Annotated in this window: 9 protein-coding genes; 1 reads left to right on the forward strand and 8 read right to left on the reverse strand. The window is 63.3% G+C overall.

The window, feature by feature from the left end; translation table 11 throughout:
• Positions 1-67 precede the first annotated feature (67 nt).
• Both RIF72_RS15620 and RIF72_RS15625 read right to left on the reverse strand, forming a co-directional pair.
• Positions 68-448, reverse strand: coding sequence for a RidA family protein (locus RIF72_RS15620; protein WP_309075756.1), 381 nt, complete (start codon positions 446-448; stop codon positions 68-70).
• Between the two features lie 58 nt (positions 449-506).
• Positions 507-1,019, reverse strand: a complete 513-nt coding sequence (locus RIF72_RS15625; RefSeq protein ID WP_309075757.1) for a GNAT family N-acetyltransferase — start codon at positions 1,017-1,019, stop codon at positions 507-509.
• A 299-nt stretch (positions 1,020-1,318) separates the two neighbouring features.
• Between RIF72_RS15625 and RIF72_RS15630 the strand changes: the two genes are divergently transcribed.
• Positions 1,319-2,686 carry an LLM class flavin-dependent oxidoreductase gene (locus RIF72_RS15630; RefSeq protein WP_309075758.1) on the forward strand — a complete coding sequence of 456 codons (1,368 nt, stop codon included), beginning with the start codon at positions 1,319-1,321 and terminating at the stop codon, positions 2,684-2,686.
• An 8-nt stretch (positions 2,687-2,694) separates the two neighbouring features.
• On the opposite strand, the gene RIF72_RS15635 is transcribed toward RIF72_RS15630, so the two are convergent.
• The 6 genes from RIF72_RS15635 to RIF72_RS15660 are packed head-to-tail and all read right to left on the reverse strand — an operon-like array spanning position 2,695 to position 12,898.
• Positions 2,695-3,903: an AAA family ATPase gene (locus RIF72_RS15635; protein WP_309075759.1), complete on the reverse strand. Its 1,209-nt coding sequence runs from the start codon at positions 3,901-3,903 to the stop codon at positions 2,695-2,697.
• Between the two features lie 24 nt (positions 3,904-3,927).
• Positions 3,928-4,752: an inositol monophosphatase family protein gene (locus tag RIF72_RS15640; RefSeq protein ID WP_309075760.1), complete on the reverse strand. Its 825-nt coding sequence runs from the start codon at positions 4,750-4,752 to the stop codon at positions 3,928-3,930.
• Complete coding sequence (gene ligA, locus RIF72_RS15645) at positions 4,749-7,052, reverse strand: NAD-dependent DNA ligase LigA (protein WP_309075761.1); 2,304 nt, start codon at positions 7,050-7,052, stop codon at positions 4,749-4,751. Before ligA ends, RIF72_RS15640 begins: the two co-directional genes overlap by 4 nt.
• Before the next feature lie 39 nt (positions 7,053-7,091).
• Positions 7,092-7,730 (reverse strand): hypothetical protein, encoded by a 639-nt coding sequence (locus RIF72_RS15650; RefSeq protein WP_309075762.1) that lies wholly within the window; start codon positions 7,728-7,730, stop codon positions 7,092-7,094.
• 12 nt (positions 7,731-7,742) lie between these two features.
• Positions 7,743-12,197 (reverse strand): FtsK/SpoIIIE domain-containing protein, encoded by a 4,455-nt coding sequence (locus RIF72_RS15655; protein WP_309075763.1) that lies wholly within the window; start codon positions 12,195-12,197, stop codon positions 7,743-7,745.
• Positions 12,194-12,898, reverse strand: coding sequence for a hypothetical protein (locus tag RIF72_RS15660; RefSeq protein WP_017199350.1), 705 nt, complete (start codon positions 12,896-12,898; stop codon positions 12,194-12,196). Before RIF72_RS15660 ends, RIF72_RS15655 begins: the two co-directional genes overlap by 4 nt.
• Between the last annotated feature and the right edge of the window lie 35 nt (positions 12,899-12,933).

Here is a 12,933-nt window from a genome sequence, read left to right on the forward strand (position 1 = left end):
GCAGATCAGGCCGTTCTGACAGCTCAGAACGGCCTGATCTGCGACCTAGTTGGGTGCGGGAGGTGGGTTATGCGGACTTCTGGGCAACGAGTTCGATCTCCACCAGCATCTGGGGATCGAGGAACGGCAGGACGTGCACCAGGGCCAGCGTGGGCCGGATCTCGCCGAAAACCTCACCGTGAGCGCGGCCGGCGTCTTCCCACTTGCTGATATCCGTCAGGTACAGCTTGGACTGGACGACGTCCTCGTAAGAGAATCCGGCGTCTTCGAGCACGGCGCCGAGCTTCTCCAGGATGTACTTGGTCTGCGAGTAGAAGTCATCGCCCACGATGCCGTCAGGCCCGGAAGCAGCAGTGGCTGAGATGAAAAGTGTGTTGTCCACCTGGACTGCCCGGGAGTAACCCAATGTCTGTTCCCAGACCGAACCCGTGCCGAATGTCTTGCGCATGCCGCGCCTTTCCTGTCGCTTTCGCACGGTCCGGTGACCGGCGTTTACGAAGGAAACTTTATGACTGCGGGAGGTCCAGCCGGTAAACGAACAGCTTTATGTCGGTGCCGGGAACGAACCAGTCGCGGTGCGGGACGCGGTCAAAACCTGTCCGTGCATAGAGCGCGTTGGCACTTTCCCATGTGGCGCCCGTAGTCAGGGACACAGCCTTGATGCCATCCATGGCCCTGGCTTGGTCGACGACGGCCTGCACCAAGGCGCGGCCCGCACCCGAGCGCTGGACTGCCGGATCCACCACGAGGGTGCGGAGTTCCAGTTCGTCCTCCAGGCCAATGTCAGAAAAGCCTCCACCCGCAGGTGCCGCCGTCACAGAGCCGATGACCTCGCCGTTGCGCTCTGCCACCAGGATCTCTGCGTGCTCCGCGCGCCCGGCCACGTCCTGGAGCTTCTGCAGGTACGGGTGATCGGCGTCACCGTAGTACCCCGCAGTGACGTAGGAGTCCTGCGTAATGCGGGCAACGGCGTCGTAGTCTTCGGGCAGGGCGGGACGGACGGTAATCGGCGAAAGCACCTACCAATGGTAGTCGCGCTTCACGCACCAACGGCACTATTTGCCCCTTTCCGTGATGGAACTATCACTCATGTAAAAAGCGCACGACGCCGGGTGGTTGACTCCCGCTGTACCTCTTCGGTTCCGTCGGGTTGACGTTTGTGTTGCCTCCCGTGGCGTCGAATTGAGCCGCGTTGCGTGCGGTGAACCCCGGTTTCCTGCTGTTGCGGGCAAATGTCGGGCTGCTGGCAAACGTCTTGGGACCCGTGCTTGAGTTGCCACACATCGGCCCCAACCAGTCCCGACTCCGAGGAGAAACCATGACCCTTCCAGACCGCCAACTGCACCTCAACGCGTTCCTGATGAGCACCGGGCATCACGAAGCATCGTGGCGTCTCCCTGAAAGCGACCCGCTTGCCCCTACCAAAGTGGAGCACTACCAGCATCTGGCGCGCACAGCTGAACGAGGAAAGCTGGACTCCATCTTCTTCGCGGACTCCCCCGTTCTCTTCGGGGAGGTGGGCCGGCGTCCGGCCGGGAAGTTGGAGCCCACAGTGCTGCTGACAGCCCTCGCCGCAGCGACCCAAAAGATTGGCCTGATCGCTACGGCGTCCACCACCTACAACGATCCTTTCAATCTTGCCCGCCGCTTCGCGTCCGTTGACTGGGTCAGCGGAGGCCGCGCCGGCTGGAATGTTGTCACTACGGCTGGGCCCGATGCCGCCCGAAACTTCGGCGTGGATGACCAGCCTGCACACGCGGTCCGGTACGAACGGGCTGCCGAGTTCATTGAAGTGGCCCAAAAACTCTGGGATAGCTGGGAAGACGACGCCATCCTGGCGGACAAAGCCGGCGGCGTCTGGGGTGACGACACCAAGATCCGCACCATCGACCACGAAGGGAACCACTTCCGTGTCCGCGGGCCGCTGAACGTCCCCCGCTCCCCGCAAGGCCACCCGTTGATCGTGCAGGCCGGGTCCTCGGAAAACGGCAAGAACCTGGCGGCACAGTATGCGGAAGCCGTGTTCACAGCGCATCAAACGCTGGCCGACGCCCAAGCCTTCTACTCCGACCTGAAAGCACGCACGGCGGCTGCCGGACGCGATCCGGAGACCATTAAGATCCTGCCGGGAATCGTTCCGGTCATCGGCTCCACCGAGGCTGAAGCCCTCAAACTCGAGCGTGAACTGGACCAACTCATCAAGCCCGAATATGCGCGAGAGCAGCTGGCCAAGACGCTCCGCTTGTCCCCTGAGGACCTTCCGTTGGACCGCCAGCTACCTGCTGACCTGCCCTCAGAAGATGAGATCGAGGGAGCAAAGAGCCGCTACACGCTGATCGTGGAGCTGGCCAGGCGTGAACAGCTCACTGTCCGGCAGCTGATTGGGCGTTTGGGCGGCGGACGCGGTCACAGGACCTTCTCGGGCACGCCCGAACAGGTGGCCGATGCTATCCAGGACTGGTTCCACGCCGGCGCCGCTGACGGTTTCAACATCATGCCGCCAGTGCTTCCTTCGGGCCTCGAAGTCTTCGTGGACCACGTGGTGCCCATCCTGCAGGGGCGTGGGCTCTTCCGGACCGAATACACGGAGTCCACACTCCGTGGACACTACGGGCTCGTACGTCCGGAGAACCGCTACGCCGGAAGCGCCGCGCAGGAGCTCACGTCCATCGGCTCCGCGTTCTGAACCGGCCTTCAACGCTTGGGCCAGCTCCACACCGGACCTTCCAGCGGTCCCAGACCCTTGATCCTGGTCTCACCAAGGTCTTTGTAGAGCTCATGCTCATGGGCGGCTCCGCTTTCGCGAAGTGCCTTGAGCAAGGCCTCGGAGTGGGTTACCACGATCATCTGGCTGTTGGCACTGGCCTGGACAATCAGTCCGGCCAGTGCCGGCATCAGGTCAACGTGAAGGCTTGTCTCGGGTTCGTTGAGGACCATGAGCTCCGGGGGCCGCGGCGTCAGCAATGCTGCGGTGAGCAGGAGGAAGCGCAGCGTTCCGTCCGAAAGTTCAGCAGCTTTCATGGGCCGGAGCATGCCCGGCTGCCGTAACTCCACACTGAACCGGCCGTCGCTGACGGCGATCTCCAGCCGGCTCCCCGGAAAGGCGTGATCGACGGCGGCATCCAACTGCCGCTCGAAGCCCACCTCGCGCAGCGTTTGGAGCGCAGCCGCGAGATCCTTGCCGCTGTGATGCAGCACAGGGGTGCGTGTACCGAGCTGCGCCTGACGTGCAGGAGCCTCGGCATCAGTGCGGAAATGATCGTAGAAGCGCCATGAACGAACCGAGTCACGGACCCGCAGGACTTCCGGTGCACGGTCCTGGTCCGAGACCTCTGTCAGCATGCTCTGGAAGGTGTCCAAGCGCCGGGACAGTTCGGTCCACTCGCCATCCGGTCCGCGCAGCTTGGCGAGGCTGCCCTTGCGGTCCACCAGCAGCGAACCGGGCCGTGCCACGGGACCGGAAAAGATCTGTTCCCGTTTGATCTCTGGGTCCAGGCTGAAGGCCGAAGGCCGGGAACGGCCGGTTTCCGGGTCAAACCCGGCGCCGCTGGATGCCGGCATTCCAAGGTCCACCAGATAACCGAAGTCGTCACTGGAGTAGCCCAGCTTCAGGTTCACCGACTCCCTGCGGACCGTCCCCTGAACGGGCACTTCACCCCGGCGCATGGCCTCGCTGATGGACTCGGGCCCAGCCCACAGCGTGGAGGCCAATCCACCATCGCGGGCCAGGGAGCCCACTACGTTTCCGGAGTCACCGCCGGCGCATTCGGCGAGCAGCCGAAGTGCCCGGTAGAGGGAGGACTTCCCACTGCCGTTGGCCCCAGTCACGACGTCCAGGCCATGCAACTCGATGGCGAGATCCCGGATGGAACGGTAGTTGGCGATGGCGAGGGCTTTTATCACTGGCTAATGGTCACTGTCTGATGTTCACAGGGGGAATTTTCCGGACAGCTCCAAGGTCCCTGCGCACATCCAGGCCGATAATCGGTCTTTTGTGCTCGGACCGCCATCCAGTGGGCTCTCCAGGCGAGGCCGGCGCACCCAGCAACCCGCTTCTTCCGCAATCAGCGCACCTGCGGCGAAGTCGTGCTCGTTGAGGCCCCGCTCACCGTAGGCGTCGAAGGTTCCGTCCGCCACCAAGCAGAGGTCCAGTGCAGCCGATCCCAGGCGTCGCACGTCGGCAAATCCGTCCATAAGCCCGGCGAGGCCTTCAGATTGGCTGGCCCGGGTAGCGGGATCGTAGCTGAAGCCGGTGGCCAGGATGAGGCCGGTGCGCCCGGGAACCGGACCCGCCAGGCGCGTCGCCTCTCCCCCGGCTTCCATCCACGCGCCATGTCCGCGGGCCGCGGAATAGATGCGCCCCAACGCCGGCGCGTGAACCACGCCGGCCTGCCAGACGCCGTCGGAATCTGCTACGGCAACGGAGGTGGCGTAGTAGACGATGTTGCGGATGAAGTTGGTAGTCCCGTCCAGGGGATCGATGGACCAGCGGTATCCCGAGGGCTGTTCGGGCCGGGTAGTACCGTGTTCCTCCCCCGTGATGGTGTCGTGGGGCCGTTCGGCAATGATCGCTTCACGGACCGCGTTCTCTGCTGCGACGTCAAAAGCGGTGACCCAGTCGCCGGCCTCGCCCTTATTGCTGGTTTCCAGGCCGTCGCCGCCCGTGCCGGTTGCGGATCGCTGCGCAAGGACAGCGGCGCCCGCAGCCGCGGCTCGTTTGGCTACAGCAAGCAACTCGTTGGAGTCCATCATTCGGAGGCCATTTCCGCTGCTGCTTCATCCACTACGGTTGCTTCATCCGTTGCCGCTGATTCAGTCCCGGTCTGTGCCGGCCCGTTTGCCAGGAGTTCGCGGAAGCCGTCCTCGTCCAGCACCGGTACGCCGAGTTGCTCGGCCTTGTCCAGCTTGGTACCGGCGCTCTCACCGGCCACCAGGTAACTGGTGTTCTTAGAGACGGAGCCGGAGGCTTTGCCGCCGCGGATGATGATGGCTTCCTTGGCTTCGTCGCGGCTGAAGTTGGGCAGCGTACCGGTGACTACCACGGTGAGCCCCTCAAGGGTCCGCGGCACCGAGGTGTCCCGTTCATCCTCCATGCGCACGCCGGCAGCAGCCCAGCTGTCCACGATCTCGTTGTGCCAGTCCACGGCGAACCACTCCTTGAGCGCCACTGCAATGGTGGGTCCCACGCCGTCAACGTGAGCCATTTGCTCTTCCGTGGCGTTGCGAATGGCATCCATGCTCCCGAATGCGGTGGCAAGAGCACGTGACGCAGTCGGCCCAACGTGGCGGATGGAGAGCGCCACCAGTACTCGCCACAGCGGCTGCGTCTTCGCCTTTTCCAGCTCCACAAACAGCTTTTCCGTTGTTGCAGTGGGCTTGGACGGAGACTTGGCAGTTCCCTTGGTGTAGAAGTACGGGACGAGTTCGTATTCGCCGGTTCCCACGCCCTTGGACCGCTTTTCCCTGCGAATTTTGACGTCCGCCAGGTCCTCACGCGTCAGGCTGAACAGACCGGCCTCACTGGTGAGGGGCGGCGTCTCAGGCTCAGCCGGCTGTGTGAGGGCAATAGCTGCCTCCCACCCCAGCGCTTCGATATCGAACGCGCCGCGGCCCGCGAGGTGGAACACGCGCTCGCGAAGCTGCGAGGGGCAGGATTTGGCGTTGGGGCAACGAATGTCTACATCGCCTTCCTTCGACGGAGCCAACGGCGTGCCGCATGACGGGCATTCCGTGGGCATCACGAATTCGCGCACCGGCGGATTCTGCTTATCACGCAGGGCCAGCACCGGGCCGACGATCTCCGGAATGACGTCCCCTGCCTTGCGCAGGATGACGATGTCGCCGATCATGACCCCCTTGGCTTTGACCACGTCCTGGTTGTGAAGGGTAGCCATTCCCACCGTGGAACCGGCCACCTTCACGGGCTCCATCAGGCCGAAGGGGGTCACGCGGCCTGTGCGGCCCACGTTGACTGCAATGTCCAGGAGCTTGGTGTGGACCTCTTCGGGCGGGTACTTGTAGGCAGCAGCCCACCTCGGAACCCGGGAGGTGTAACCAAGTGCACGTTGGGTAGCGAAGTCATCGATCTTGACCACGATGCCGTCGATCTCATGCAGGAGCTTATGACGGCGCTCACCGTAGTCGGCGATGAACTTCAGGACGTCGTCGAACGTGTCCAATACCTTGAGGTACGGGCTGACAGGGAGCCCCCATTCCTCGAGGAGTTTGTACGTTTCCGACTGGCTCTTGGCCTCCAGGCCTTCACGGGCGCCGATGCCGTGGACGAACATGCTGAGCGGACGCTTGGCAGTTTCAGCGGGATCCTTTTGGCGAAGCGAACCAGCGGCGGCGTTGCGGGGGTTGGCAAGCGGCGCTTTGCCGGCGGCGACGAGTGTCTCGTTGAACTCGACAAAGGCCTTGGAGGGAATGAACACCTCGCCACGGATTTCCACTTCCGACGGATAGCCCGAACCACTGAGCTGCCGCGGGATCTCTTTGATGGTGAGGACGTTGTGAGTGATGTCCTCTCCCGTGGTGCCGTCGCCTCGGGTTGCGGCACGGATCAGTTTCCCGTCCCGGTACAGCAGGTTGACCGCGAGGCCGTCGATCTTCAGTTCAGTCAGCCACGCGATGGGCGGGACGGAAACGCCGAGTTTCGCCACCGACGCTTCAGCCTTGCGGACCCAGGCTTCAAGCTCGTCCAGGGAGAAGACATCGTCAAGGCTGTACATCCTCTGCAGATGCTCCACCGCCGCGAAAGCAGATGAGACTTCGCCACCGACCTCCTGGGTGGGCGAGTCATTGGAGACGAGCTCCGGGTGCAGTGCTTCCAGTTCCTCGAGCCGACGGTAGAGTTCGTCGAACTCGGCATCCGAAACCGTAGGCGAGTCTTCCTGGTAATAGGCATACCGGTACTTGCGGACCAGGTCCGCTAATTGCTCGTACTCATCCCGCAGGGACTCCGACGGCGGAGTCCCTTCCTCCGCGACGATTGCCGCAGCTGCGTCTTGGGTTGTGGTGTCGACCGGATCCGGATTCTCTGGTGTGCTCACAGGTCTATCTTGCCGTAACCCACGGACATTAAAGAGTTGCTAGTGGGACGACAGCCGGTTCTTGCTCCACAACGCGAACGCCAGTCCTCCCAGGCCGACCACCAGGACGGCGCCCAGGAGGGCGAACAGGCCGAGCATGTTGGGACCCGAAAATGAGCTCGAAGCCAACGCGGCCGCTTCCGTCTCCTTGCCCTTGTCCACAGGCGTGTTCCAGTTGGAGGACTTGCCCGGGCTTGCGCTTGCGGAGCCAGTGGACGGAGAGGGCGACGGCGTTGCTGACGCCGACGCCGTACCAGAGGTTGCGGTGGGTTCGGACGAGTTCGACGCCGCACCGGTCGCCTGGGGTGCCACTGTGACGAACTGGGTCACCGCGGATTGTTGCGGGACCTGAACAGGCTGCGGAACCTGAACAGGCTGAGTGGCTTGCACCGGTGCTTGAACCGGCGGGGCAGGCGCAGGAGCAACCTCCGGTTCCCTGACCCGTGTCGGCTCCGGTTTGGACGACGGAATCTTGTCCGCTTCCGGAGCGAGCCCGGGCTGCGTGGGTTCCGGTTCCGTGGGTGCCTCCGAAGGCAAGCAGAGGGCCTTCCCATCGCACGGCGCAGCGTGTGCAGGAACAGCGGAAGCAAACAGCAATCCAACGGCCAGCACCACGGCTGGAACTACTGGGTGTCGCATGTCGGTAGTCTCCTAGCTACGGTTTTCCGGCGGCATGGCGATCTGAAGCTTGCGTACCTTTCCACGTCCCACGATGTACCCGCGGCCCGGGATGAAGTCCTTGCTGATGCGGCCCAAGGAGGTGTTGAGGAGGCTGTCGCCTTCCACATCTCCGGGGTTGAGCAAAAGCCCGCGGCGTCCGGATTTGAACGGCTGCGCAAGGGACCAGGCTTGAGACCATGTGGAAGTCTCCGACTCGCCAACCACCCACTGATCGGCCTTGATCGCAGCCGTGACCAGACGTCCCACGCCGGATTCAGCCAAGGTGTCCGTGAACTCGGTGAGGCCCTCGATGAAGATGGCCATAGTGCCAGGGTTGTCCGAGGCTTTGTCAATCAGGTCATCCACCACGTCCGAGACTTCGTCCGGCCCCACCAGAGACCTGCTCCAGATATTCAGTGACGCCACGGCGGAGCGGCGGGAACCGATATAGATCAAGTCCGTGCGCGGGTTGGAACGCCGCAAGGCGTATGCCAAGGTGACCAAAGCCACTGTGCGTCCGGCACCCGGAGGTCCGGCCAACAAGAGTGATCCCTTGGCGGCGATGGCCGCCGAACCCAACGTTTCGTCGTCGACACCAATCACTGGGTTGTCCGGGGCACCGGTGGGCAGGATGTCCAAGTCCACCAATTCCGGGAGCCGCTGAATCTGCGGTGCTTGCTCGAGACCCTGGCGCAGCATCGCCTGGCTGAGCTTGGCCACTTCCCGGGCCTGAAGCGCGAGGTTCGAGTTGCCTCCCAGCACGGCGAGCTGAACTTCCAGCCCGTCCAACAGGCCACGCCCGGGAGGCGAGGCTGCGTTGAGCACGTCCTTGGGAACGTCGAGGGTCATGTAGTCGTCTTCGGAGCTGAGACGGAGGACCAGCCGCTTCTGGATGGAAGCAAGGAGCGACGCCGGAACAGAGTTTGTGCGGTCACCGCTGACTACCAGGTGGATGCCCAAGGGACGTCCGTCGGTAGCCAGTGTCAGGAAGATGTCCCACAGGGCAGACAAGTTGCTGTACTCGTAGGATTCGCGGAAGGAAGACATGCCGTCCACCAGGATAAAGATTCGCTTCTCTTCCGGACGGTTGGCCAACTGCCGGTACTCGACAATGGTGGAGGCCCGGACCTCAGCGAACCGTGCTGCCCTGTCATCGGCCACTTCCTTGAGCCACCGCAGCAGCCGCCCAACGCGCTCCACGTCGTCGCCGTTGATGATTTCGCCGACGTGCGGAAGGCCATCGAGCATCTTGAGTCCCGAGGAACCACAGTCGATGCCATAAACGTGAACCGGCCCACCACGCGGCGTGACAGCCGCGGCGATGGCGATCCCGCGGAGCGCCGCCGACTTACCGGATCCGCCCGTGCCGTAGACGGCCATATTGCCGTCCTTGTCCGGCTCGTAGAACACCGTGGGCTGGTCCTGGTGTGCGGGGTCATCCGCCACGCCGAGCAGCAGCCGCTCATCGGTCCGGGGGTTGGGAAGCTTGGAGAAATCGTAGGTTGTGGCGAGCTCGTTAAGCCATGGCTTCCGGGGAGGCTCGATAGACAGCACATCAGCTGCACGGATGATGTTTCCGGTCATCCTGGCAATGTCGTTGGGGCCGGCGGGTTCTTCTTCTACCTGCGACACCAGCGGCGGTTCCCATGTGGGGCCGGACCCGAACGCCATCTCAACGATGTCGATCCGGGGTCGCTGCGGCTTTTCCGTCGTCCAACCGCCGGCGTACCCGGTCTGGAAGCCTTGGATACGGCCGGGACCGGTCTTGGCGGCACCGCGGCCGGGAATGGACGGATCAAAGTAGGCGGCAGTAGGGACGCCCAGGATGTCCGTTGCGTCCACCTCGTCGGCCATGCGCAAGGCAACGCGGAGGTTGGTATTGGCGCGCAGGTTGTCTTTGATGACACCGGCCGGCCTTTGTGTAGCCAGGATCAGGTGCAGGCCCAAGGACCGGCCACGGGCCGCGACATCCACCACGCCGTCAACGAACTCGGGAACTTCAGTAGCCAGCGCCGCGAATTCGTCCACGATGATGATGAGGTACGGGGGCGCCTCGGGATCGGCTTCGCGTTGCAGCGCCAGGAGGTCCTTGGCTTTCTTGCGGTTCAGGAGTCGCTCGCGATAGTGAAGCTCAGCGCGAAGGGATGTCAGCGCACGCCGAACCAGGTGCGGGGACAAGTCGGTCACCAAGCCAACGGTGTGCGGCAGGTGCAGGCAGTCGGCGAATGCGGCGCCGCCCTTATAGTCCACGAACAGGAAGCTGACGCGGTCCGGGCTGTACGCGGCCGCCATGCCCATCACCCAGGACTGGAGGAACTCGGATTTACCGGCTCCTGTGGTTCCGCCGACCAGAGCGTGCGGACCTTCGTTCTTGAGGTCCAGGTAGAACGGTTCCACACCTTTGGAACCAACCAGCGCGCGGAGGCTGCCGTTGTCCTTACGGTTGGGCACAGCCGTGGCATGGACAGAGTTGTTCTCCTGCCAACGCTCGGCCACGGCCTGTGGATTGTCCATCAGTTCCTTGCCGATCAATGTGGCGTACGAAACGGCGCGCGGGAGGTCGGAATCGTCGTCGAGCGGGTTACCGACATCAACCAGCGGCGACATCATGCGCGCCAACTGTGTGGCGAGGTCCGCGTCAAGGCTTTCACAGCTCACCGGGTACGTGTGGCGACCCAACCGGACCTGGCCAGTAGTGGTGCCGTGATCGCCGTCCACTGAGAGGAAGTCACGGCACGCCGCGGGAAGGGACTGTACATTGGCCGCCACCCACATGATGTGCACGCCGTAATCTGGGCCGCGTTCCACCAACCGCGTGAGTCGGCCGCGATCCACGGGAGCGTCGTCTTCAACGATCACCAGGATGGCAGGAACCACGGGACCAGGAACTTCTTCGTGCTCGTTCTTCAGTCCAGGCCGCGGATGCGGGCCCGGCTCCTTGGCCATGGATTCGCGTTCTTCCACGAGGTTTTCAAGCCGCGACAACAGGGCAGCACCGGCACCGGGGCCGGCAGCGAGATGATCGCCGGAGATGGGGCTGTGGCCTGAACCGACATGCGGGAGCCATTGCAGCCAGTCCCAGCGCTCACGGGAACGTGCCGAGGTCAGTGCTGTGAGGACAACTTCGGCCGGTGAATGGAGCCCCACCAGCTGGAGCACCATGCCGCGGGCCACGTCATCCACCACGCTGCGGTCCCCCGCAACGCCAAAGGATCCCGAGATTCGCAGTTGCGACACGATCGGAACGCCCTCAATGACACGGACTTGCTGCAAGCACTCCTGAATTTCCCGCATGTACTGCGGTTCAGTTTCATTGGCGCCCGGTTCGTCGAACTGGATGCGCGACGGTGCGGAGCCGAGTCCAAAGCGAACCCCCAGGAAGTGCTGGTGCTCCGGGCGGTGCGTCCAAAGCAGGGGGCCTAGTTTGTAGATCGCGTCCACTGTGTCGCTCACGGACGGCGCTTCCTGGAGCCTTACGGCGCGCTCAATGTTCTGCTGCTTGTCGATGTCCTCGCGGAACGCCAGCATGGCGGCTTTGAACTGTTTGTGGCCTTCCTTGGCCTGCCGCTTGCTCTGCATTTTGTGGTCCACATAGTGCCCCACGATGAACAGCGGCATCATCGCCATGAAAATGACGGAGAGCAGGTTCTGCGTGAAAGCGAAGAGCACACCACCCATCAGAAGCGGCGCGATCAGCATGATATACGGGAAGGGCTGGTGTTCCGGGCGCTTGGGTCCGGCTGGCGGCACGCGTTTGGGTGACTCGAACCTGGGCACCACACGCGGCGAACGGTTGAAATCCACCAGCGGCGACGACGGACCACCGCCGTGGTTACGGGACAGGGCGACGACGCCTACGGAAGTATCGCCCAAAGTGACGGTGTCGGAGGATTCGAGCGTTGCCCGGGTTACCGGCAACCCATCCATGAGGAGGCCGTTGGCAGAGTTCGTGTCCACGATTTCCACGGTTTCGCCCACCGTGATCCGCGCATGGCGCTTGGACGTCAGCGGGTCCGACAACCGGATGTCGGCGTCCCGGTCCCGGCCGATGTAGCTGGTGCCGAAAGGCAGTGAAAATTCCCGTCCGACGTCGGGCCCTGACATCACGCGCAACGTCGCCGCTGCCGGTCCCCTGCCACTGCCGTTGGCGTGCCCGTTGGAGGCGAACTGCTCGCTGACCTGTGCGAGTGAAACTTTGGACCCAGGCCGCAGCCCGGATTCCAGCAGGTTGTCCATGGGCCGCAGGATGTGCCCGGAGAGCCCGCCGCCTACAAAAGCCTCGTCCACGCTGATGGACAGGTTCGACGGCGGTTCGGTCCCCTTTCGTGCGGGGTCGGCAGCCCAAAGTTCGGTGGCAATATCGGCCACGGTGGCACGACCATCCACCGTTACGGCGAGGTCCTTTGCTTCCGCGGGGTCACGCCGCAAGGTCAGGCGGAACTTCATCCTTCGTCGACTCCACTCATTTTTTCAAGGAGATGCAGGTCAGCCGGAGTCACCAGGTGCGATGTCACGGCATGCTCCACCAACCGCGCCCGGCGGTTGGTGGCGAGTTTTCCGACCCCGCCACGCAGTCCAACTACCCCTACGCGGTCCAGTTTGTCGCAGACGTTATCGAGCTTGCGGTTGAAACGGGTCAGAGCCCAGCCCAGTCGTTTCGCGGCCTCGGCAGATGACGGAATGGCGCTGAATCCCGTGCCGTCGCGTCGCAACATAGGCTCGGCCAAGGCCACGATGAGCGCCTTTTGCGAATCAGTAAAGACCACGGGTCCGATGGTTGTGTCGCCCGCTTGGTCGTCGTCGCGTGCTTCGTGCCGGAAGGACGGCGTCTTCAAGTGGACAGCGAACTCATAGGTGGTAGGTCCGGCTGTGAAAATCACATTGGTGTGGCTGAAAACGAGTGGGATCCTCGCCCCCGGCGCAAGCCAGGCCTGCATGCCGCCGGAACCGTCAGCAATGGTGGCGGACAGCATGCTGCCAACGTTGCTGAGCCACCACATGCCGTCATAGCGGGCGATCTGCAGGAAGCGTCGGTGCAGATAGGGGTTGTCGTCCACTTCCAAGTCACCTTCGCGTCCAATATCGAAGATGTCCTCGTCGGATGGTTCGTACCATTCCCCACAGAAATCTATTGCTAGATCCCCCATGATCTGTGCCTCCTCAGTCGGCGGTAAGTAAGTCT

Source organism: Paenarthrobacter sp. (assembly GCF_031180005.1).
GTDB lineage: Bacteria > Actinomycetota > Actinomycetes > Actinomycetales > Micrococcaceae > Arthrobacter.